Here is a 22,731-nt window from a genome sequence, read left to right as displayed (position 1 = left end):
GCGCCACCTCGCGCACTTCCATCGAGCGCGCGAGGCGCAAGCCCTTTGCGTCGTCAACACTTCCTTAAGCGAGACGCTGTTTTTTTCGTTGTGTTGGTGTATTCGGGATGTAGTGCATCTCGATCCCCGAGTGCACGCAGCGATTAAAGCCATCTCACACATCGGAGGGCAACATGGCCAAGAAAGCGAAGAAGGCGAAGAAGGCGAAGAGCGCAGTGAAGAAGACTGCGAAGAAGACCCGCAAGGTCGCGAAGAAGAAGAAGTAACTTCGACTTCTGAAGTTGCCGGCTCCTAGAGAGCCGGCACGTCATCAGCGCCTCCTAGAAAGGTTCTGGTCGACGATAGAGGGTGTCGGCGAGACATCAGGTCAACGGTCGGATCGTCCTCTTCCGCGGGTTCGCTCGCCGAAGTCCGGTCCGGCAGAAGAAACGAGTTTTCTTCGTTCGGTGCGGGTGTCCTTCACGGGGCTCCGCAATTTCACCGGCGGCCTACAGGCCAACGTGGAATCTGATCCTGACGTGTTCGCCGACGCCCTCGTTCCTTGAGGCCGGGGCATTGCCGGCATTTCCTTTCCCGACATTGCTGATCTGACCGTGACGTGGCAGCGCTGGCCCTGGGGCAGGCGAGAGCCGCGGCTTTGTCGTACGCGACGTCGTGCACCGTTTCGCCATTTGCGGTGTCATCGCCCGGCTCCGACCGGGCGATCCAGTCCGCCGCGGCGGTCGTTATCAATCCCGGAGCCTCTGGAATACTGGATTCCCCGCCTGCCGCCTTCGCTAAAGCTTCGGCGCCCCTGGATCTCAACCCCGGCGAAGCCTTGGCGTAGCCGGGTCGTGGGGGGACGGAGTGGGGTGCGGCCACGGCCGTGCGCATCTGACCATGCACGATGGTTATCGTTGTCCGAAAATCACAAGGTAAACCGACTCTGACGAATCGCAGAAGTGCCCGTCAATTGCGGACTTCTTGCATTCCGCTTTCGCGCGTGGAACTCGCGCGTTTACGTTGCCTTCATCGCGATGCTTAAACTGCCATTCAAATTTGCCCGCCATCATCGCTGCCAACAAGCCGGCAAACGGCATGGGGATGAGTTGAACAGCGCATGATCCCGGAAAACTGGTTTTGCGGTTTTTCGGGACGGATCATGCACCAATCAGAGTTGGACGGGAGCCGCGCTCGGGGGAACGAGGCGGCACAAGAAAAAGGGGATGCGTGATGTTTCAGGGTACTTTCGATCTGGAGACGGCGACGCCGATCGACGGGAGCGCGCTGTCGGACGTGCTGTTCGAGCGCGGGATCTATTGGGCGAGCGGCCGCTCCGGTCTCGTCGATCTCGTCGCCGCGCACAAATGGTTCAATCTCGCCGCGCTGAAGGGCCGCAAGGACGCCGTGGAGCTGCGCCAGGAAATCGCCGGGCAGATGTCGGACATCGAAATCTCGGCCGCGCAGCGCGAGGCGAGGGCGTGGGTCTGCGCGCATTGAGCGGAGAAACGCATCGGCCCCGTGCTTTTGACGGGTGGGCCTGGTCGCGCCGAAACAAGTTCGTTCACGGTGCTGCCGCCCAGCCCAACGCGGCATGGGTGGCCCAGACAGGTCCGACAGGACTGGCCAGTGGGTGCCGATTCAGGTCGTGCCCGACGAATGCGATCTGGAACTCGGACGGCCGCACAAGGCTGGCGTCGTGCCCCAGAGCGTTCCGACGGCGCAAGTTGGGCGTCTGATTCAAGGTCTGGCGGCGAAGCGGTGCTGATTTTGCCCCCGCATTGGCGGATTGGTCGATCCCGCCTCTCTACGGGCGCGCACATATGCACATATGCACATATGCACATATAGAGAGGGCGCGAATCGGGCTGCGCTCGCGACCCGCAGATGCTTTGGCCAGGCTTGCGCGTCCGGTCAATGGCGGCTTTTAGGTGAAAGAACGCTCCGACCTCAATTCTGCCGCTTGCGGGTCGCCGCCGGGTCGGGCATACCCCGCATATTGGAGACGTGGCCGAGTGGCTGAAGGCGGCGGTTTGCTAAACCGTTATAGGCTTGTAAAGGCCTATCGAGGGTTCGAATCCCTCCGTCTCCGCCAAAAATCTCAAATAAGTAATTGATTTATCTGGCTTTGTGCCGGTTTGGCTTGAGCCCGTCCTCGGCCGCCTCAAGCCGGCGATGGCGCATGTGCTGCGTTTGCCGCCGATGCTGCCGGGAGCGATCGGGGAAAGGGGTCTCTACTCCACGCTGGCGGTACCGCGGCGCAGGTCGGCCTCAATCTGCAACCGCGTGCCGCCGCCGAAGCGGGCGCGGTACACCTGCAGATTCTCCATGATCCGCTGCACATAGTTGCGTGTCTCGGAGAACGGGATCAGCTCGACCCAGTCGACCGCATCGACCTTCGGGTCGCGCGGGTCGCCGTAGCGGTCGACCCACTTCTTCACGCTGCCGCGCCCGGCATTGTAGGCGGCAAACGTCATGATGTAGGAGCCGCGGTAGTCTTCCAGCAGACCGCCGAGTTCGGCCGAGCCGAGCGTGGCGTTGTAGGCCGAGTCGTTCTTCAGCCGCGACAGATCGTAGGTGCCACCGTGCCGCTTGCAGACATAGCGCGCCGCGTCCGGCGTCACCTGCATCAGGCCATAGGCCTGCGCCGGCGAGACCACTGAGGGGTTGAACGCGCTCTCCTGCCGCGCGATGGCGTAGATGATGCTGCGCTCGACCTGCGGGCCGATCGGTGTGAACTGCGGAATGCCGTTGACGGGGTAGGCATAGAAGTCGAACGGCAAACCGCGATTGAGCGCGGCCTTGCCGAGCAGCAGCATCCCGCGCGCATCGCTGTAGCGTTGGGTGAGCTCGCCGAGGCCGGTGAGGGCTTCGGGATCGCCGTTCTCGCCCATGTCGGCGAGAACAGGCACGGCCATCTCGCGCTCGTCGAGCTCGTAGAGCAACTGCGCGGCGCGCACGATCTCGAGACGTTCGGCGCCGCGCCCGCGCGGCTGGCTGTTGAGCTCGATCTGCGGCAGGCCGAGTTTTGCGCGTGCGAGCTGGCCGTAATAGCTCGTGGATTGTTCGGCTGCCCGCGCATAAGCGTTGCGCGCCTCCTGCTGGCGACCAGCCGCTTCCGCCGCGCGGCCCTGCCAATAGCCAGCACGCGCCAGCGTGGTCGGATTGACGCTGCCGACCCCGATGCGGGCGAAATGCTGGGTAGCCAGCGCGGGATCGTTGAGAAAGCGCAGCGCGATCCAGCCCGCCGTGAATTCCTGCTCGGTCTTGTAGATATCGCGCGAGGGCAGCGCCGCATCGCGTGCGATCAGATAGGCGCTGCGGAATTCCTCGGTGTCGATCATCTTGCGCGCCAACAGACGCCGCTCGATCCACCATTCGTCGAGATTGTAGAGCCGGTTTGGATCCTTCGGCGCCGACAGCATGAGCTGGGCTGCCTCGGCAAACTTCTCCTCGCGGCGCAGCAGCTGGATCTTGCTGAAGATGAAGCCGGGATCATTGTGCAGTTCGCGCGGCACGGCCTCCAGCAGCGCACGCGCGTTCGGCGCTTTCTTGAGGGAGGCGATGCGGGCCTTGGCGAGCGCGACATAGCCGGCGCCGAGGCGCTTGGCCGCGCGCAGCGCCGCCTCGTTTTCGCTGCCATAGAGCAGCGTGTCCATCCGCGCCTTCTGGTCGCCCGGCGTCAGCAGCGCACCAAACTGATCGAGCGCGTTGTTCTCGGTGTCTTCTGACATCGGATCGCTGCGCCAGGCTTGGCGCACCAGCCGCTCGGCATTGGCGCGGTCGCCGCGCGCCAGCATCGCCTTGGCGAGCGTGAAGCGGCCCTTGGCCGACACCGGGGATTCGTTCTCGAACCACGACCACGCGACCTGGTCGTCGCGCCGGTCGTCCCACATCGCGGCCTCGAGCCGCCGGCGCAGGAAGGTCTGCGACGGCCAGCTCGGATTGGCGGAGAGGAAGGCGCGGTAGCGCTCAACGGTTGCGCCATTGTCCTCGCTGCGCAGGATGATCCATTCCGCAAGTTTTCGGGCGACGGGATCCGAGATGGTGGCTGCAGCGTTTGTGGCGTCGCCCGCTTTGCGCTTGCGCACGAGCTCGATGACGGTCTCCAGCGTGTCCTTGTCGGCTTGCGAGGTCGATGAGGTCGCGGCCACCGCGGCCGGTGTGACCGGCTTGTGCGGCGCTGCGTGCTGGCGGGTCGCAGGAGCCAGCACGGGAGCTGCGACGGGTTTGGCGGGGACCGGGGCAGTCGGTCTGATGGCGGACGTCACGGCCGGCGCGGTTGCCGTCACCGGGGCCGAACCGTTCGCGGTCGGCCGTGTTTTTGGCGCGGGGGCCGCTGCCGCGGGCTTTTGTTTGTCCTTCGCGGGTTCCTTGCTGCCATTCTTGCCGGCATCCTTGGCAGGCTTCTTCGCTGCATCCTTGGCCGAGGCGGGAGCGGCTCCCTTAGTCGACCCTTTGGCTGCTTCCTTGCCCGTTCCCTTATCTGTCCCTTTGGCCGGTCCCTTGGCGGCTCCCTTCGCGGCATCCTTGGCAGCCGGCCTCGGGGCGTCCTTGGCCGTTTCCGCGGTCGTCTCATTGGATTTGGCCAAGGCGGCGCAGCCGATCGACAGCCCTGCCATCAGGCACACGGCCAGACCGGTGGATCGCCATGCGGCACGAGGAAAGAAGGTCACGGCGTTACGTCGCCCCGAATCAGTCAAGTGGCTCAAGACCTGGTTGTACAAGACTTGGCTGTATTTGATTGAATATGCGGATAAAATACCAACAGCCGCTTACCGCGGCCGGCTTTGCACCACCACCGCGGCAAAATCGCGGCCTAAACGGTGCGTCGCTCGGCAGCGGCCCTTTTATGGGCGGTATAGACCCGATAAGAAGGGGCCTTGCTCTCAAGCTAGCCGCGTACGGAGGAAGTCCATGGCAGCCAAGACGAAATTCCGGGGATCGTTCACCGCCTTGGTCACGCCGTTCAAGAACGGCTCGCTCGACGAGGCCGCGTTCCGCTCGCTGGTCAACTGGCAGATTTCCGAGGGCACGAACGGCCTGGTCCCGGTCGGCACCACCGGCGAGAGCCCGACGCTCAGCCACGACGAGCACAAGAAGGTGGTCGAGTGGTGCATCGGTGAAGCCAAGGGGCGGGTGCCGGTTATCGCCGGGGCGGGCTCCAATTCGACCAAGGAAGCGGTCGAGCTGGCCCAGCACGCCGAAAAGGCCGGCGCGAACGCCGTACTGGTGGTGACGCCCTATTACAACAAGCCGACCCAGGAAGGGCTGTACCAGCACTTCAAGGCGATCAACGATGCGATCGGAATTCCGATCATCATCTACAACATCCCGCCGCGCTCGGTGATCGACATGTCGGTCGACACCATGACGCGGCTATGGGAGTTGAAGAACATCGCCGGCGTCAAGGACGCAACAGCCAGCATGGTCCGCGTGTCGCAGCAGCGCGCGGCGATGGGCGAGGATTTCAACCAGCTGTCCGGCGAAGATGCGACCATCCTCGGCTACATGGCGCATGGCGGCCACGGCTGCATCTCGGTGACGTCGAACGTCGCGCCGCGCCTATGCTCGGAGTTCCACGCCGCCTGGCAGAAGGGCGACCACGCCACGGCGTTGAAGCTGCATGACAAGCTGATGCCGCTGCACAATAACCTCTTCATCGAGAGCAATCCGGCACCGATCAAGTACGCGCTATCGCTGCTCGGCAAGATGAACGAGACGCTGCGGCTGCCGATGGTTCCGGTGTCCGAGCCAACGCGGGTTGCCGTGCGCAGCGCCATGGTCCACGCCGGCCTGATCAACTGACGCGTGAGCGTTTCCGGGGGCCTGTCATGAACGCGGTCGACGAAAAGGGCGTGCAGATGCTCAAGGAGTTCCGCGAGTTCGCCATGAAAGGCAACGTCGTCGATCTCGCGGTCGGCGTGATCATCGGCGCCGCCTTCGGCGCCATCGTCAATTCGCTGGTTGGCGACGTGATCATGCCGATGATCGGCGCGGTCACCGGCGGCCTCGACTTTTCGAACTACTTCACCCCCTTGTCGAAGGCGGTCACCGCCACCAACTTAGCCGATGCGAAAAGGCAAGGCGCCGTGCTGGCTTGGGGCAGCTTCCTCACGCTGACGATCAACTTCATCATCGTCGCCTTCGTGCTGTTCCTGGTGATCCGTGCCATGAACACGTTGAAGCGAAAGGAAGAAGCCGCGCCGTCGAAGCCGTCGGCAGAAGTCGAACTGCTGACCGAGATCCGCGACCTCCTCAAGAAGTCTTGACGCGAGCGCTTCGTCCAAACTGTTAGCATTTTCGCTCATCTTGATCAGGATTTTCCGATGGCCGACAAGAACGAACGCCCGATCAAGGTCATGGCGGAAAATCGCAAGGCCCGCTTCAACTATGCGATCGAGGACACGGTCGAGGCCGGCATTGCGCTGACAGGCACTGAGGTCAAGTCGATCCGCAACGGCAAGAGCACGATCGCGGAATCCTATGCCGATTCGAAGGACGGTGAGATCTGGCTGATCAACGCCACGATTCCCGAATATCTCCAGGGCAACCGCTTCAACCACGAGCCCAAGCGGCCGCGAAAGCTGCTTCTGCACCGCAAGCAGATCAACAAGCTGATGGGGGCGGTCGACCGTGAGGGCATGACTCTGATCCCGCTCAAGCTCTATTTCAACGAGCGCGGCCGCGCCAAATTGCAGCTCGCGGTAGCAAAGGGCAAGAAGCTGCACGATAAGCGCGAGAGCGAGAAGAAGCGCGACTGGAGCCGGGAGAAGGGCCGTCTGCTGCGGGCGAGGGGATAGTGCGATGAATCAGAGAAACCTGCTCGAGGTCGATTGGAGCCGGATTCCCGCGCCGACCGACGATGGCGGCGCCGCGCATCTGAAAGGCATGACGCTGCCTTCGATCAGCCTGCTCGCGACCGACGATACGTCAGTGATGCTGTCGGCACTATCCGGGCGGACTGTGGTATTCGCCTATCCCCGCACCGGCGAGCCGGGCAAGATTTCCCTGGTGGATGATTGGGACATGATACCGGGCGCGCGAGGCTGCACGCTGCAGACCTGCGCCTTCCGCGATCTCTTCGCCGAGCTCAAGGCGGCCGGCGTCTCACACGTGTTCGGCCTCTCGACCCAGAGCAACGAATACCAGACCGAGATGGCGTCGCGGTTGCATCTGCCGTTCCCGGTGCTCTCCGACGAGAACCTGGAGCTCACCCGCGCCCTCAACCTGCCGACCATGGAGGTTGCCGGGCTCACGCTGATCAAACGCCTAGCGCTGATCGTCGACGACGCGCGCATCACGCACGTGTTCTATCCGGTCTTCCCGCCCGACCGGAATGCCGGCGACGTGCTGGACTGGCTGAAGGCCAATCCCGCCATGGACTAGTCGAGGCCGGCCTTCACCTTGGCAAACACCGACCGGAACATCTCTGGCGTCAGGACCCCGGTGTTCGTGTTGTAGCGCGAGCAGTGATAGCTGTCGTACAGCCTGAACGCGCCGGCCTGATGCACCGCGCCGTGGCCGAAAGGGGCTTGCGAGGCCTTCAGTTTCAGCGGCTTGAGCACGCTATCGTGCGCAATCCGCCCCAGCGCGACGATGGCGCGCAGATTCGGCATGGTCTCGAGATTCGCCTCGAGAAACTGGCGGCACGTGTTGATCTCTATCGGCAACGGCTTGTTCTGCGGTGGCACGCAGTGCACCGCATTGGCGATCCTGCAGTCGACCAATTTCATGCCGTCATCGGGCCGCGCCTGATAGGTCCCCTTGGCGAAGCCGTATTCGAGCAGCGTGGCGTAGAGCAAGTCGCCGGCATAGTCGCCGGTGAAGGGACGGCCGGTACGGTTGGCGCCTTGCATCCCTGGCGCAAGGCCGACGATCAAAAGGCGCGCCTCAATGTCGCCAAATGGGGCTACCGGAGCATTGTGCCAGAGCGGCTCGCGCGCGCGGTTCGCCTCGCGAAAGGCGACCAGGCGCGGGCAGAGCGGACAGTCACAGTCAGGTACGAGGACGGGGGCCCGGCGGATTGCCCGGGCTGCCTCACTCCTCGAAGTCGTCATCGCCCCTCGGCGCCATCGTGGTTGCGCGCTGGAGGAATTGCGGGGCGTGGTGGCGCGCCTCGCGCTCGCCGCGATCGCGCGGGGCCGGGCGTTCGGATGGATCGCGGCCGAGCTTGGATTGCAGCTCGACGAGATCGGTGAAGACGTCGGCCTGGCGGCGCAGCTCGTCGGCGATCATCGGCGGCTGGCTGGCGATCGTGGAGATCACGGTGACCCGCACGCCGCGGCGCTGCACAGCCTCGACCAGGGAACGGAAGTCGCCGTCACCCGAGAACAGCACCATCTGGTCGATGTGCTCGGCGAGCTCCATGGCGTCGACGGCAAGCTCGATGTCCATGTTGCCCTTGACCTTGCGGCGGCCGGAGGCGTCGATGAATTCCTTGGTCGCCTTGGTGACGACGGTGTAGCCGTTGTAATCGAGCCAGTCGATCAGCGGGCGGATCGAGGAGTATTCCTGATCCTCGATGATCGCGGTGTAGTAGAACGCCCGCAACAGCGTTCCGCGGCTCTGAAATTCCTTCAGCAGGCGCTTGTAATCGATGTCGAAGCCGAGAGTTTTGGCCGTCGCATAGAGATTGGCTCCATCGATGAAGAGCGCGATCTTGTCGGTAGAGGAAGGTGACATTCAGTTTGCTCGCGTAGTGTTCGTGATTGATCGTTTATTGTTGGCGCCGCGGCAGCAAGCGCGCCCTTCAGAGTGCTGCCGAAACCCGTCGAAACCGCAATCCGGAGAAGTCGGGGCAATCAAGGTATAGTTATGGCAACCCTGCAGATACCCGGCGCCGCCCTCAATGGCAGCCCGGGATACCGGCCATCCCAGCTCCAATGTGGGGTTATCAGAGCCGTTTGGCGAGGCCAAATCACAAAATGGTCTTGCGAAACCGTCCTGGCCCCTATAACTAGCCCAGATCATCCACATAATTCGTCCCACCCACAACGGAGCGACAGTCCATGGCTCGCGTCACCGTAGAAGATTGTATCGACAAGGTCGACAACCGGTTTGACCTGGTCCTGCTGGCCGCCCACCGCGCCCGCATGATTTCGTCAGGTTCACAACTAACGGTTGACCGCGATAACGACAAGAACCCTGTTGTGTCTTTGCGTGAAATTGCCGAGACGACCATTTCGCCGGAGGACCTCCGCGAGGAGCTGGTGCACTCGCTCCAGAAGTTCGTCGAGGTCGACGAGCCCGAGCCCGATACGGTGCCGCTGATCGGTTCCGCTGGCGCGAGCGTCGATGCGGACGATACCGAAGTTGCCGTCGAACGTATGACCGAAGAAGAGCTCCTGAAGGGCCTCGAAGGCCTCGCGCCGCCCGAAGAGCAGCCCGAGGAGGACGAGTAATTCGTCCCGTCGCAGTCGTCGACTTCTTGTGATCCTATCGAAGGCCCGAACCCGCGTTCGGGCCTTTGCTTTTGTTGGCGTTTTCGTGGTTACCATAGCGTCGTCGGATAGCTCCGCGCGCTGGCACCGAATTGATCGGACGCGCGCGCGATCGGGGCTAAGATGTATACAACGGGCTGTCTCGTGGCCCGTTTGAAGGCAGGACGGAATGGTGTATCGGCGCCGCAGACCAATGCAGATGCAGGCCGCAACCGAAACGGTTGCCGTGGCCCCGACTGCGCCGGTGACGCGCCCGGCGAAGCCGCGCGCGCGCATGATGCGTCAATATGACCTCGTCGAGCGTGTCAGGTCCTACAATCCCAACACCGACGAAGATCTTCTGAACCGCGCCTATGTCTACGCCATGAAGGCGCACGGTTCGCAGACCCGCGCCTCGGGCGACCCGTATTTCTCGCACCCCCTCGAGGTGGCGGCGATTCTCACCGACCTGAAGCTGGATGATGCGACCATCGTGGCCGCGCTGCTTCACGACACGATCGAGGACACCGAAGCGACGCGGGCCGAGATCGACCAGATCTTCGGGCCCGAGATCGGCGCCCTGGTCGAGGGCCTGACCAAGCTGAAGCGGCTGGAGCTGGTGTCGCGCGAGGCCAAGCAGGCCGAGAATTTGCGCAAACTGTTGCTGGCCATTGCTGACGACGTCCGCGTTCTCCTGGTGAAGCTCGCCGACCGCCTGCACAACATGCGGACGCTGGATTTCGTGCCGCCGGAATCGCGCCGGCGAATCGCCGAGGAGACGCTCGACATCTATGCGCCGCTCGCGGGCCGCATGGGCATGCAGGAAATGCGCGAGGAGCTGGAGGACTTGTCCTTCCGCACCCTCGATCCCGAGGCCTATTCGGTGGTGATGCAGCGGCTCGACGCGCTCGCCGAGCGCAACCGCAACCTGATCGGCGAGATCGAGTCTCAGCTCTCCAACAATTTGCGCCACCGCGGCCTCGGTGCGCGGGTTTATGGCCGCCGCAAGAAGCCGTTCTCGATCTGGACCAAGATGGAGCGCAAGTCCATCGGCTTCGAGCAACTGTCCGACATCTTCGGTTTCCGCGTTGTCGTGAACGATATCGAAGCCTGCTATCGTGCGCTCGGCATCGTCCATACCACCTGGCCGGTCGTGCCCGGGCGCTTCAAGGACTACATCTCGACGCCCAAGCAGAACGACTACCGCTCGATCCACACCACCGTGATCGGCCCGGGCAACCAGCGCGTCGAGCTTCAGATCCGCACCGAGGCGATGGACCAGATCGCCGAGCGCGGCATCGCCGCGCACGTCTTCTACAAGGAAGGGGCGGGCTCGCCGACCGAGTTCCTCAAGCGCGAGTCGAATGCTTTCGCATGGCTACGCCACACCATCGGCATCCTCTCGGAGAGCGCCAACCCCGAGGAATTCCTCGAGCACACCAAGCTCGAGCTGTTCCACGACCAGGTGTTCTGTTTCACTCCGAAGGGCAAGCTGATCGCGCTGCCGCGCCATGCCAACGTGATCGATTTCGCCTATGCCGTGCATACCGATGTCGGCAACAGCGCGGTAGGCTGCAAGATCAACGGCAAGTTCGCTCCGTTGTCTTCGGAGCTCCAGAACGGCGACGAGGTCGAGGTCCTGACCTCGGAAGCGCAATCGGCGCCGCCGTCGGCCTGGGAATCGCTCGCGGTCACCGGCAAGGCGCGCGCCGCGATCCGTCGCGCCACGCGCACCGCCGTGCGCGATCAATATGCCGGTCTCGGCCGGCGCATCGTCGAGCGCCTGTTCGAGCGCGCCAAGATGGAATACGCCGACGACAAGCTCAAGGGCGCGCTGCCGCGGCTCGCGCGCGCCTCGATCGAGGACGTCATGGCGGCGGTCGGGCGCGGCGAGATCAAGGCCTCCGACGTCGCGCGCGCAATGTATCCCGACTACAAGGAGGAGCGCGTCGCCCGCTACGGCATCAAGAAGGGGCTCGCTGCCAAGCTCAAGGAGAGGGTGGCGCCGACGCCGCGCAGCCGGGTCGCCATTCCGATCCGCGGCATCAATTCGGACCTGCCGGTCAAGTTCGCGCCGAATGGCGGCGCCGTGCCCGGCGACCGCATCGTCGGCATCGTCACGCCAGGCGAGGGGATCACCATCTATCCGATCCAGTCGCCGGCCCTGAAGGATTTCGAGGAGGAGCCGGAGCGCTGGCTCGACGTGCGCTGGGACATCGAGGATTCGATGCCGCAGCGCTTCCCGGCCCGCATCAAGGTCGAGAACGTCAACGAGCCCGGCGCGCTGGCGCAGATCGCGACCGTGATCGCCGAGCACGACGGCAACATCGACAATATCAGCATGCAGCGCCGTTCGCCCGACTTCACCGAGACGACGATCGATCTCGAAGTCTACGATCTGAAGCATCTGAGCGCGATCCTGGCTCAGTTGCGTGCCAAGGCGGTCGTCGCCCGCGTCGAACGTGTTAACGGATAGACGTGTTTCGTATTCGTCTGTCCCTGTGATTTCGTGAGGCCCAGAATGCCTGCACTTCCGCTTCGTCTCGGTGTCAATGTCGATCATGTCGCGACCCTGCGCAACGCCCGCGGCGGCCGCAATCCCGATCCGGTGCGCGCCGCGCTGCTTGCGATCGAAGCCGGCGCCGACGGCATCACGGCGCATCTGCGCGAGGATCGCCGGCATATCCGCGACGAGGACATGGCGCGGTTGAAAGCCGAGATCTCCAAGCCGCTCAATTTCGAGATGGCGGCGACCGACGAGATGATGCGGATCTCGCTCGCCACCAGGCCGCATGCGGTGTGCCTGGTGCCTGAGCGACGCCAGGAGGTGACGACCGAAGGCGGGCTCGACGTGGTCGGACAGTACAACGCGCTCGCGCCCTATATTGCGCGGCTGAACGATGCCGGCATTCGGGTGTCGCTGTTCATCGCCGCGGATCCCGCGCAGATCGAGATGGCGGCGCGGCTGCGCGCCCCCGTGATCGAGATCCACACCGGCGCCTGGTGCGATGCCGTAGTCGACGGCCACACGGATAAGGCCGAAACCGAATGGCAGCGGATCGTGGCGGGGGTCAAGCTCGCGAAGGCGGCGGGGCTGGAGGTGCACGCCGGGCACGGGCTGGACTACGTGACGGCGGAGAAAATCGCAGGCCTGCCGGAGATCATGGAGCTCAACATCGGTTACTACATGATCGGCGAAGCCCTGTTCGTCGGGCTTGCCGAGACCGTGCGCAGCATGCGCGCGGCGATGGACCGCGGCCGGAGCCGGGTATGATCATCGGCATCGGCTCCGACCTGATCGACATCACCCGCGTCGCCAAGGTGATCGAGCGGCACGGCGAGCGTTTCCTAGACCGCATCTTCACGGAAGCCGAGCGGGCCAAGGCGGAGCGCCGCTCGAAGAACGAGAGGATGGTGGTCGCAACCTATGCCAAGCGCTTCGCCGCCAAGGAGGCCTGCTCCAAGGCGCTCGGCACTGGTATCCGGCGCGGCGTCTGGTGGCGCGACATGGGAGTGGTCAACCTGCCGGGTGGGAGACCGACCATGCGGCTGACCGGGGGCGCTTTGGCCCGGCTCCAGGCCCTGACGCCGGAGGGGTGCGAGGCGCAGATCGACCTTTCGATCACCGATGACTGGCCGTTGGCGCAGGCCTTTGTCATCATTTCCGCCGTCCCCTTGGCCAAGCCCTGACGGATTGGCATTTATTTTATAATTCTCGTGAAAAATCAGTGTCTTATTGGTTTTTGATGCGATCCTTGATTGCGTGGCCTCCGACAACCGTTTAAAAGTCCGCGAACGCAAATCAGGCTGGGCGAATTCGGCTTTACGCCGGAATTGGCCCTCATTATCAGAATCAGGACAATCTCCTTGGGCTGCGTAGCGATGGGCTGTTCGCGGCAGGAGGGCGCTCTGTGATCGCCGGCCGGAAATTGAGAGAGCAATGAGCGTGACTTCGGGAACGAAAACTGAGAGCGGCGTCGGCGAAACGATCCGCGTCGTGATCCATGCTCTCTTGATCGCGCTGGTGATCCGCACCTTCCTGTTCCAGCCGTTCAACATCCCGTCTGGTTCGATGAAGGCGACCCTATTGGTCGGCGACTACCTCTTCGTCTCGAAATATTCCTACGGCTATAGCCACTACTCGATCCCGTTCTCGCCGCCGCTGTTCTCGGGACGGATCTGGGGCTCGGATCCGAATCGCGGCGACATCGTCGTGTTTCGCCTGCCGAAGGACGATTCGACCGATTACATCAAGCGCGTGATCGGCCTTCCCGGCGATCGCGTCCAGATGAGAGACGGGCTGCTCTACATCAATGACACCCCGGTCGAGCGGCAGCGCATGAGCGAATATGTCGGCGAAGATCCTTGCGGCTCCGAAGGCGGCGGCGGCGTCTCTCGGGTGAAGCGCTGGAAGGAGACGCTGCCCAACGGCGTGTCCTATGAAACGCTGGACTGCGCCGACAACGGCTACATGGACAACACCAACGTCTATAACGTGCCGCCTGGCCACTTCTTCATGATGGGCGACAACCGCGATAATTCGACGGACAGCCGTTTCCTCGGCCAGGTCGGTTATGTGCCGCAGGAAAATCTGATCGGCCGCGCCCAGATGATCTTCTTCTCGATCGCCGAAGGCGAGCATGCCTGGATGTTCTGGCGCTGGCCGTGGGCGGTGCGCTGGAACCGCTTCTTCAATATCGTCCGATGAAAGACGAAGCCAAGGACATCACGATCCAACCGATCGAGGCGCAAGCGGGCCCTGACGGCGAAGCTGCGACCAAGACGCTTACGACCAAGACGCCTGCGAAGAAGCGGGCGCGGGGCGGCAAGGCCAAGGTGGCGGACGCGAATGCGGCGCTCGAGGCGCGTATCGGGCACGGATTTGCCGATCCGAACCTGCTGATGCAGGCCATCACGCACGTCTCGGCGCTGAAGTCCGGGCGCAAGCGCGGCGACAGCTATCAGCGGCTGGAATTTCTCGGCGACCACGTGCTCGGTCTGGTCGTCTCCGACATGCTCTATCACGCCTTTCCGAACGCCGATGAGGGCGAGCTGTCCAAGCGCCTTGCCGAACTCGTGCGCAAGGAGAGCTGCGCCGACGTTGCCAAGTCGCTCGGTCTGCTCGACGACATCAAACTGGGCTCGGTCGGCCCCAGCGCCGATGGCCGCCTGCGCAAGTCCATACTCGGCGACGTCTGCGAGGCCGTGATCGGCGCCGTCTTCCTTGACGGCGGCTACGCGGCGGCGTCCGAATTCGTCAAGCGCAACTGGACCGAGCGCATGCACAAGCCGCGGCGGCCGCTGCGCGATCCCAAGACCGTGCTGCAGGAATGGGCGCAGGGCAAGGGACTGCCGACGCCGGTCTACCGCGAGGTCGAGCGTACAGGTCCGCATCACGATCCGCAGTTTCGCGTCGCAGTCGACTTGCCGGGGCTTGCGCCGGCCGAAGGCATCGGCGGCAGCAAGCGGGCGGCGGAAAAGGTGGCGGCCTCCGTCATGATCGAACGCGAAGGTGTTGGCGGCAGCAATGACGATTGAAGCAAGCAGCGAGACGCCTGCCGCAACGCGCTGCGGCTTCGTGGCGCTGATCGGTGCGCCCAATGTCGGCAAGTCCACGCTGGTCAATGCGCTGGTCGGGGCGAAGGTGACGATCGTCTCGCGCAAGGTGCAGACCACGCGCGCGCTGATCCGCGGCATTGTCATCGAGAACAACGCGCAGATCATCCTGGTCGACACGCCCGGTATCTTCCTGCCCAAGCGCCGTCTCGACCGCGCCATGGTCTCGACCGCCTGGAGCGGCGCGCATGATGCCGATCTCGTCTGCGTGCTGCTCGACGCCAAGTCCGGAATCGACGAGGAGGCCGAGGCGATCTTCGCCAAGGCCGCGAGCGTCAATCACGAGAAGATCTTGGTGCTGAACAAGGTCGACCTGGTTCAACGCGAGAAGCTGCTCGCGCTGGCACAGGCCGCCAACGAGCGCATGCCGTTTGTGAAGACCTTCATGGTCTCGGCGATCTCGGGCGATGGTGTCGACGACATCCGCACGACGCTCGCCGAAATGGTGCCACCGGGGCCATTCCTCTATCCCGAAGACCAGATGTCGGACGCGCCAATGCGGCATCTTGCGGCCGAGATCACCCGGGAAAAGATCTATCGCAAGCTGCACCAGGAATTGCCCTACCAGTCCACGGTCGAGACCGACAAGTGGGAGGAGCGCAAGGACAAATCTGTGCGTATCGAACAGACGATCTTCGTGGAGCGCGAAAGCCAGCGCAAGATCGTGCTCGGCAAGGGCGGCGCCACCATCAAGTCGATCGGCGCGGACTCGCGCAAGGAGATCGCCGAGATCCTCGGCGTGCCGGTGCATCTGTTCCTGTTCGTCAAGGTGCGCGAGAACTGGGGCGACGATCCCGATCGCTATCGCGAAATGGGCCTTGAATTCCCCAAGGGCTAGCCAAGAAAAGATCGGTATCTGATGAGCGTACCCAGCAACGTCCAGCGCTTCGAAGCGCTGCTCTATGCATCGCTGATGCTGGACGCCTTGTCGGTCGCGGTCCAGGACCGCACGCCCACGACTGAAATGACCGACCAGATGATCATGACGGCGACGCTGCTCGCCGGCGGGATGATTTTGCTGCTGGTCTATTTCGTCCGGCTCGCGGCGCACTGGCGCAAGAACTGGCCGCGCTGGGTGCTGGCGGCGGCGCTGGTGTTGTCGGTGATTTCGCTCAGTCAGATCATCGGCGAAAAGGGCATGGAACTCGACAGCGCCATCGAGATCGTCTCCTGCGTGCTGACGGCGATGGGATTGTATTTCTCCTTCACCGGAAACGCCCGGGGCTGGTTCAACGCGTGAGGCCGCGTGACGCCGTGGGGTGGGCAAAGGCGCGTCTTGCGCGCCGTGCCCACCGCAACCGCCGGCGCGCAGTGGATCAAAACTGGTGGGCACGCTTCGCTTTTGCCCACCCTGCGATCCGTCGAAATGCGCTACACTCCACCCATGGAATGGACCGACGAAGGCATCGTGCTGGGGGTGCGGCGGCATGGCGAAAGCAGCGCCATCGTCGAGCTGCTGACGCGCGCGCACGGCCGGCATCTCGGCCTCGTCCGCGGCGGCGCCGGCTCGCGGATGCGGCCGCTCTTGCAGCCAGGCAACAGCGTCACTGCGGTTTGGCGGGCGCGGCTTGACGAGCATCTCGGCACCTATGCGATTGAGGGCCTGAAGCTGCGCGCGGCGATGCTGCTGGAATCCTCCCACGGCGTCTACGGCGTTACCCATCTCAGCTCGATCGCGCGGCTGTTGCCGGAACGCGATCCGCACGAAGAGATATATGCGATACTCGAGCATTCGCTCGACGATTTCGACGACATCGGCAGTGCGGCTGTGCACGTGATCCATTTCGAACTGGCGATGCTCTCTGAGCTCGGCTTCCGGCTGGGGCTGGAGAGCTGCGCCGTCACCGGCGAGACCAGGGACCTGATCTATGTCTCGCCGAAATCCGGCGGTGCAGTGTCGCGTACCGCCGGCGAGCCGTGGCGCGACCGGCTGTTGCGGCTACCACCGTTCCTGCGCCAGGGCGAAACCACGAGCGAGCTCACGGACCAGGATCTCCAGGACGGCTTTCGACTGACCGGCCTGTTCCTGCTGCGCTATGTGCTGGAGCCGCGTGGGCAGGGGCATTCTGATGCGCGGGCCGGCTTTATCAACGCGCTGACGCGGCAACAGGCGAGAGCGGCAATTCCGGCGCCATGACCTCATTGCGCCGCTGCATTGCTTAATAAGATGGCACTTTTCCTGGAACCAAACCGGGTTTCGCGGACTTGCCCTCGGGTTCCATCCCGGGGATAACCTGATGATCAAAGGACTTATCGTATCGGCAGCGCTGGTCGCGCTGGCGCCCGACGCAATCGCCGGCGAACAGCCAGGACTGGTTCGCCGCGCCTCCTGCACCGTCGTCAGGTTCTATGTCGCCAAATATTCGGCTGCAGCGGCCGAGGCATGGGCACGGTCGAAGGGCGCGACGGAAGCCGAGATCGAGACAGCCCGGCGCTGCTTGACCAATGCTCCGAGCACCGCGCAGGCCCAAAAGCCGCAGACTCAAGCGGTGACCGCGGGCTGGGCTGGCCAGTAGCCGCCCACAGGGAACCAATCGATCCTTGCCCGATTCGCTTCCACGGTTTAACCGGGCGGCATGGGAAAACGATTGATTCCGCCGGAGGAGCCGGCTGAAATTCACGAGGTGCAACTGCGCGACGCGCTGGAAGAGCGCTATCTCGCCTATGCACTCTCCACCATCATGCACCGCGCCCTGCCGGATGCGCGCGACGGCCTCAAGCCGGTGCACCGGCGCATCCTCTACGGCATGCGCCTGCTCAGGCTCGACCCGGGCACGGCCTTCAAGAAATCCGCCAAGATCGTCGGCGACGTGATGGGCTCGTTCCATCCGCACGGCGACCAGGCGATCTACGACGCCATGGTGCGTCTGGCGCAGGATTTCTCCTCGCGTTATCCACTGGTCGACGGTCAGGGCAATTTCGGCAATATCGACGGCGATAACCCCGCCGCCTACCGCTACACCGAAGCGCGCATGACCGATGTCGCGCGGCTGCTGCTCGACGGCATCGACGAAGACGGGGTCGAATTCCGCCCCAATTACGACGGTCAGTCGAAGGAGCCTATCGTTCTGCCGGGCGGCTTCCCGAACCTGCTCGCCAACGGCGCGCAAGGCATCGCAGTCGGCATGGCGACGTCGATTCCGCCGCACAATGCGGCCGAACTCTGCGACGCAGCGCTGCATCTGATCGAGAAGCCCGACGCGAAATCCAAGGCCTTGCTCAAATGGGTCAAGGGGCCGGATTTCCCGACCGGCGGCATCATCGTCGATTCCAAGCAGGCGATAGCGGAGGCCTACACCACCGGCCGCGGCTCGTTCCGGGTGCGCGCCAGATGGGAGCAGGAGGAGGGCGCCCGCAACACCTGGGTGGTGGTGATCACCGAGATTCCGTTCCTGGTGCAGAAGTCGCGGCTGGTCGAGAAGATCGCCGAGCTTTTGGACCAGAAGAAGCTGCCGCTGGTCGGCGATGTCAGGGACGAGTCGGCCGAGGACGTTCGTCTCGTGATCGAGCCGAAGTCGAAAAATGTCGATCCCGCCTTGATGATGGAATCGCTGTTCCGGCTGACCGAGCTCGAAAACAAGATCCCGCTGAACCTCAACGTGCTGATGAAAGGCCGCATCCCCAGGGTGGTCGGCCTTGCCGAAGCCCTGCGCGAATGGCTCGACCATCTGCGCGACGTGCTGATCCGCCGGACCAATTATCGCAAGGTCCAGATCGAGAACCGGCTGGAAGTTCTCGGCGGCCTTCTGATCGCCTATCTCAATATCGACGAGGTGATCAGGATCATTCGCACCGCGGACGAGCCGAAGCCGGCGCTGATCAAGGCGTTCAAGCTGACGGAGGTGCAGGCCGAGGCGATCCTCAACATGCGGCTGCGCTCGCTGCGCAAGCTCGAGGAAATGGAGATCCGCACCGAGGACAAGAACCTCCGCAACGAGCTCAAGGGCGTCAACGCGCTCCTCGCCTCGGAAGGCGAGCAGTGGAAGAAGGTCGGGGAGCAGGTCGGCAAGGTCCGCGACCTGTTCGGACCCAAGACCCCGCTCGGCAAGCGCCGCACCACCTTTGCCGATGCGCCCGAGCACGATCTCGCGGCGATCGAGGAAGCCTTCGTCGAACGCGAGCCGGTCACCGTCGTCGTCTCCGACAAGGGCTGGATCCGCACCATGAAGGGACACATGGAGGACCTGTCGGGGCTCGCCTTCAAGACCGACGACAAGCTCGGGTTCGCCTTCTTTGCCGAGACCACTTCGAAGTTGCTGCTGTTTGCCACCAACGGCAAGTTCTACTCGCTCGATGTCGCCAAACTGCCGGGCGGGCGTGGTCACGGTGAGCCGATCCGCATGTTCATCGACATGGAGCAGGAAGCCGCGCCGGTCGCGCTGTTCGTCAACAAGGGCAGCCGCAAATTCCTGGTCGCGAGCCACGAAGGCCAGGGCTTCGTCGTCAACGAGGACGATTGCGTCGGCACCACCAAGAAGGGCAAGCAGGTCCTCAACGTCGACATGCCGAACGAGGCGCGCGCGATCACCGAGGTTCTCGGCGATACCGTCGCGGTCATCGGCGAGAACCGCAAGATGCTGGTCTTCCCGCTCGACCAGGTGCCGGAGATGGCCCGCGGCCGCGGCGTGCGCTTGCAGAAATACAAGGACGGCGGCCTCTCCGACATCGCGGTGTTCGATGCCAAGGCGGGTCTCACCTGGAAAGACTCCGCCGGCCGCGAATTCAGCGCGACCATGAAGGATCTCGCCGAGTGGCAAGGCACGCGCGCCGACGCCGGCCGCCTGCCGCCGAAGGGTTTCCCGAAGTCGAACAAGTTCGGACGGGAGATCGGGTAGAGCCCGGCAATTCGGCGGGCGCGCTGACGAGCTTTTTTGGTTATGGCCGCGCTCCTGCCACGTGCACCGCAGCATGTCCCGCGACCCGGCGAAGCCTTGCTGTAGCCGGCTCGGGCGGTTGACGGCGTGAGAGTGAGGCGAGAAACGCTAGTCGCCGACAAAAGCTTTCGATCTGTTCAGCTGGGACTGTCGCAGGGTCTTCCTTTCGCCGTCGAGCTCGGCCGCGCGTTCGGCCGCGGCCGTTATGGCGGTCGCGGCGCGGTTGTAGCCGTCTGCCGTGGACTGAAAGGGAAAGACGAGCTGACCGTTCGTGACCTTGTAGATTCCGAAGTCGCGGAGCAGGAGTGCGACGCATTTTTGGTAGGCGTTATAATAGTCCCCGCGCGCGGCGAGCATTTTGGAGGTGAGCGCAATCCAGGCCCCATGCTGTTCGTCGATTATCGCCATAAAACCCGACAGCCGGTCGTCCCCGACGCCGAGTGATCTGGCGTCCTTCTCCGCCTGGTCCCGTGTGGTCTTGATCTGCGCGGCATAGCGCGGTGCGACGCTTGCGGCATTGCTTTCCGCACTCTTGAGATCGCGGCGCAGCCCATCAAGATCGCTGCGGCTCAGTGTGCCGAGAGCACCGAGGTTCGGAAGGGGCTTTGGTTCGAGTTCGTTCAGCAACCTCTGGGCGGCTGCATCGATTTCGTTTGCGTCCTTACTTGCCAAAGCGAGGAGTCTGAGGAGCTTGTTCGAAGGATGGAGTTTGACCGCCTGATCGAGCTGTTCGGGATCAGCGACATCGCGCAAGACGCTGTGCGTCTCCTGCGCAGAAATATCGCGCTGAAGTCTCGACAGATCGCCCGCGTAGTACATGGCGCCGAAGCAAATGGTCAGGATCAGAAAGACAAGCAAGAGGACAACGACGGCTCGTCGGCCCGGCCCGGCGTTGTGATCCGACTGCGCTTCCACAGCTCCTCCACCCCCGGAACGCATCTTAGCGTCTTTCATGCGGGCTGGGGAGTCCAGGCAAGCCGGGCACGATGCTTGTTGGGATCGAAACCGAGCGGACAAAGTTGGCACGAGCACAGGAGTCCGCCCCGTTGCGGCCATTCGCATCGTCGGCGCGGTGATCGGCGAGAACCGCAAGATGCTGGTCTTCCCGCTCGACCTGGTGCCGGCGTTGGGGCGCGGGCTGCGGGCAACCCCCGGCAAATCGCATCCAGCAAAACGCGCGGCAGGTAGTCGTCACGAGATGAGGGATTCCGCAGTATGCGGCACGAACATTGCTTTTTGCTGTCCGTCAGCAAACGAATTCCCCAAATCGCAAAAAGGCACCAATGTCCAAACTGAAGGCTTTCATTCCGGCGTTGTTCGGGCTCGCGCTGGTAGCGGCTCCTGCGCTCGCGCCGGCGCATGCGGCAGGCAACCTCGTCGCGGTGCTTGAAGCGGAAATCGTCACGCTCGATCCGCATTTTTCCACGGCCTACATTTCGCGCACGTTTGGCTACATGGTGTTCGACACCCTGTTCGCGAAGGACTCCAGGGGCAAGCCGCAGATGGTGCAGGACTGGAAAGTGTCGCCGGACGGGCTGACCTACAGTTTTACGCTGCGCGACGGTTTGAAGTGGCATGACGGCCAGCCGGTCACGGCCGCCGATTGCGTCGCGTCGCTGAGGCGATGGGGCACCCGCAGCGCGCTCGGCCGCCGCATCTTCGCTATCACGGCGTCGCTTGAGCCGAGCGATGCCAAGACGTTCGTGCTGACGCTGAAGCAGCCGTCTGGCCTCGTCATCGACGCGCTCGGCAATCCCGTCAGCCCAGTCGCCTTCATGATGCCCGAGCGTATTGCCACAACGCCCGGCGACCAGCGCATCACCGAGATCGTCGGCTCCGGCCCGTTTGTCTACTACAAGGCCGATCATCGCACCGGCGACCGCATGGTCTTGAAGAAGTTCGCCGACTATATGCCTCGCTCCGAACCTGCTGATTTTCTTGCAGGCGGCAAACGCGTCAATATCGACACGCTCGAAATCCGCGTCATTCCCGATGGCTCGACCGCCGCCTCGGCATTGCAGAGCGGCGAAGTCGACTTCATGCAGTACGCACCGTTCGATCTGTTGCCGGTGCTCGAAAAGAACCCGCGCGTGAAACTCGTCAATTTCACCGGCGGCAACATGTTTGCAGGCGCTTATCGCCTCAACGCCGCGTCGAAGCCGTTCGACGATCCCGCGATCAGGCGGGTGCTGTGGAAGCTGGTCGATCAGCGCGAAGTGCTGGACGCGCTCGGCTTAGGGGCCAAATACGCCACGCCGTGCCCGACTTACTTCACCTGCGGCACAACCTATGACAGCAAGGCCGGCATCGAAGCTGCGGCCAATCCCTCGGTCGAAGCGGCGCGTGCCGCGCTGAAGGCGACGAAATATGCCGGCGAACCGGTCGTCGTCATGCAGGCCAACGATCTCGAAGCCCCGCGCGTCTCGGCGCAGGTGCTGGCCGAGCGGCTGAAGCTTGCCGGGTTCAATGTCGATCTCCAGGTGATGGACTGGGCCACCGTGCTGGCGCGCCGCGCCAAGAAGGAGGGCTGGAGCGTGTATGGCGTTCACGCCGGCGGCTACGATCTGGGCTCGCCGCTGACCAACGTCATGGTTGCGTTCAATTGCGCCGACTTCACCGGCTGGCAGTGCGATCCACGCATCACGCCATTGATGGAGGCCTTCGCCAAGGCGCCTGCCGAAGAGAACCGCAAGAAGATCGCCGCTGAAATCCAGGCCGTGATGTACGATCAGGCGCCGGCGATTCCGTGGGGCCAGTTCGCCCAGCCGGCCGCCTATCGCGCCAATTGGCGTAATCTGATTCCGTCCGCCATCCCGGTTTTCTGGAACGTTGAGAAGTAA

Annotated in this window: 21 protein-coding genes and 1 tRNA gene; 18 read left to right on the top strand and 4 right to left on the bottom strand. The window is 63.5% G+C overall.

What is annotated here, in order from left to right:
- The first annotated feature begins 1,212 nt into the window (after positions 1-1,212).
- Both IVA82_RS04845 and IVA82_RS04840 read left to right on the top strand, forming a co-directional pair.
- The gene (locus IVA82_RS04845; protein ID WP_247387889.1) at positions 1,213-1,479 is read left to right on the top strand and encodes a hypothetical protein; all 267 of its coding nucleotides are present in this window, start codon (positions 1,213-1,215) and stop codon (positions 1,477-1,479) included.
- Positions 1,480-1,980: 501 nt separating this feature from the next.
- Positions 1,981-2,074 (top strand) — tRNA-Ser (locus tag IVA82_RS04840).
- 139 nt (positions 2,075-2,213) lie between these two features.
- On the opposite strand, the gene IVA82_RS04835 is transcribed toward IVA82_RS04840, so the two are convergent.
- The gene (locus tag IVA82_RS04835) at positions 2,214-4,601 is read right to left on the bottom strand and encodes a lytic transglycosylase domain-containing protein (RefSeq protein WP_247387940.1); all 2,388 of its coding nucleotides are present in this window, start codon (positions 4,599-4,601) and stop codon (positions 2,214-2,216) included.
- Between the two features lie 295 nt (positions 4,602-4,896).
- Between IVA82_RS04835 and dapA the strand changes: the two genes are divergently transcribed.
- Genes dapA through IVA82_RS04815 form a run of 4 tightly spaced genes read left to right on the top strand, consistent with a single transcriptional unit; the run spans position 4,897 to position 7,368 of the window.
- Positions 4,897-5,787 (top strand): 4-hydroxy-tetrahydrodipicolinate synthase, encoded by an 891-nt coding sequence (dapA, locus tag IVA82_RS04830; protein ID WP_247387890.1) that lies wholly within the window; start codon positions 4,897-4,899, stop codon positions 5,785-5,787.
- A gap of 56 nt (positions 5,788-5,843) precedes the next feature.
- Positions 5,844-6,251, top strand: a complete 408-nt coding sequence (mscL, locus tag IVA82_RS04825; RefSeq protein WP_247387941.1) for a large conductance mechanosensitive channel protein MscL — start codon at positions 5,844-5,846, stop codon at positions 6,249-6,251.
- A 57-nt stretch (positions 6,252-6,308) separates the two neighbouring features.
- Complete coding sequence (smpB, locus tag IVA82_RS04820) at positions 6,309-6,782, top strand: SsrA-binding protein SmpB (RefSeq protein WP_247387893.1); 474 nt, start codon at positions 6,309-6,311, stop codon at positions 6,780-6,782.
- A gap of 4 nt (positions 6,783-6,786) precedes the next feature.
- Positions 6,787-7,368, top strand: coding sequence for a peroxiredoxin (locus IVA82_RS04815; RefSeq protein WP_247387896.1), 582 nt, complete (start codon positions 6,787-6,789; stop codon positions 7,366-7,368).
- Here IVA82_RS04815 and IVA82_RS04810 read toward each other — a convergent pair.
- Both IVA82_RS04810 and IVA82_RS04805 read right to left on the bottom strand, forming a co-directional pair.
- Complete coding sequence (locus IVA82_RS04810; RefSeq protein ID WP_247387899.1) at positions 7,365-8,039, bottom strand: uracil-DNA glycosylase; 675 nt, start codon at positions 8,037-8,039, stop codon at positions 7,365-7,367. The two genes, IVA82_RS04815 and IVA82_RS04810, sit on opposite strands and share 4 nt — an antisense overlap.
- The gene (locus tag IVA82_RS04805) at positions 8,020-8,664 is read right to left on the bottom strand and encodes an NYN domain-containing protein (RefSeq protein WP_045008001.1); all 645 of its coding nucleotides are present in this window, start codon (positions 8,662-8,664) and stop codon (positions 8,020-8,022) included. The genes IVA82_RS04810 and IVA82_RS04805 overlap by 20 nt, the downstream gene beginning before the upstream one ends.
- 326 nt (positions 8,665-8,990) lie before the next feature.
- On the opposite strand from IVA82_RS04805, the gene rpoZ reads away from it, so the two are divergent.
- The 11 genes from rpoZ (at position 8,991) to parC (ending at position 19,852) form a co-directional block, all read left to right on the top strand.
- Entirely contained in the window at positions 8,991-9,383 is a 393-nt protein-coding gene (gene rpoZ / locus IVA82_RS04800; RefSeq protein WP_007603391.1) for a DNA-directed RNA polymerase subunit omega, read from the top strand.
- Positions 9,384-9,591: 208 nt separating this feature from the next.
- Entirely contained in the window at positions 9,592-11,877 is a 2,286-nt protein-coding gene (locus IVA82_RS04795; protein WP_247387901.1) for a bifunctional (p)ppGpp synthetase/guanosine-3',5'-bis(diphosphate) 3'-pyrophosphohydrolase, read from the top strand.
- A gap of 45 nt (positions 11,878-11,922) precedes the next feature.
- Entirely contained in the window at positions 11,923-12,675 is a 753-nt protein-coding gene (locus IVA82_RS04790; protein ID WP_247387903.1) for a pyridoxine 5'-phosphate synthase, read from the top strand.
- Positions 12,672-13,091 (top strand): holo-ACP synthase, encoded by a 420-nt coding sequence (gene acpS, locus IVA82_RS04785; protein WP_247387904.1) that lies wholly within the window; start codon positions 12,672-12,674, stop codon positions 13,089-13,091. The genes IVA82_RS04790 and acpS overlap by 4 nt, the downstream gene beginning before the upstream one ends.
- A 250-nt stretch (positions 13,092-13,341) precedes the next feature.
- On the top strand, positions 13,342-14,109 hold the full coding sequence (lepB, locus tag IVA82_RS04780; protein ID WP_247387906.1) for a signal peptidase I: 768 nt from the start codon (positions 13,342-13,344) through the stop codon (positions 14,107-14,109).
- The gene (gene rnc, locus IVA82_RS04775) at positions 14,106-14,939 is read left to right on the top strand and encodes a ribonuclease III (protein ID WP_247387908.1); all 834 of its coding nucleotides are present in this window, start codon (positions 14,106-14,108) and stop codon (positions 14,937-14,939) included. The genes lepB and rnc overlap by 4 nt, the downstream gene beginning before the upstream one ends.
- Positions 14,929-15,855, top strand: coding sequence for a GTPase Era (era, locus tag IVA82_RS04770; RefSeq protein WP_247387910.1), 927 nt, complete (start codon positions 14,929-14,931; stop codon positions 15,853-15,855). Before rnc ends, era begins: the two co-directional genes overlap by 11 nt.
- 21 nt (positions 15,856-15,876) lie before the next feature.
- A complete protein-coding gene (locus tag IVA82_RS04765) occupies positions 15,877-16,257 on the top strand; it encodes a hypothetical protein (RefSeq protein WP_148743727.1) in 381 nt (126 codons plus the stop codon).
- A 144-nt stretch (positions 16,258-16,401) separates the two neighbouring features.
- A complete protein-coding gene (gene recO / locus IVA82_RS04760) occupies positions 16,402-17,154 on the top strand; it encodes a DNA repair protein RecO (RefSeq protein ID WP_247387942.1) in 753 nt (250 codons plus the stop codon).
- A 97-nt stretch (positions 17,155-17,251) separates the two neighbouring features.
- Positions 17,252-17,533 carry a hypothetical protein gene (locus tag IVA82_RS04755; RefSeq protein ID WP_247387943.1) on the top strand — a complete coding sequence of 94 codons (282 nt, stop codon included), beginning with the start codon at positions 17,252-17,254 and terminating at the stop codon, positions 17,531-17,533.
- A gap of 60 nt (positions 17,534-17,593) precedes the next feature.
- Positions 17,594-19,852, top strand: a complete 2,259-nt coding sequence (gene parC, locus IVA82_RS04750) for a DNA topoisomerase IV subunit A (protein ID WP_247387912.1) — start codon at positions 17,594-17,596, stop codon at positions 19,850-19,852.
- Positions 19,853-19,999: 147 nt separating this feature from the next.
- Here parC and IVA82_RS04745 read toward each other — a convergent pair whose 3' ends face one another.
- The gene (locus tag IVA82_RS04745) at positions 20,000-20,806 is read right to left on the bottom strand and encodes a hypothetical protein (protein WP_247387914.1); all 807 of its coding nucleotides are present in this window, start codon (positions 20,804-20,806) and stop codon (positions 20,000-20,002) included.
- Positions 20,807-21,174: 368 nt separating this feature from the next.
- On the opposite strand from IVA82_RS04745, the gene IVA82_RS04740 reads away from it, so the two are divergent.
- Positions 21,175-22,731: an ABC transporter substrate-binding protein gene (locus IVA82_RS04740; RefSeq protein ID WP_247387916.1), complete on the top strand. Its 1,557-nt coding sequence runs from the start codon at positions 21,175-21,177 to the stop codon at positions 22,729-22,731.

The organism is Bradyrhizobium sp. 142 (assembly GCF_023074015.1).
GTDB lineage: Bacteria > Pseudomonadota > Alphaproteobacteria > Rhizobiales > Xanthobacteraceae > Bradyrhizobium.
The sequence above is the reverse complement of the archived record's forward strand: the minus strand, read 5'-3'. Positions and strand labels throughout refer to the sequence as shown.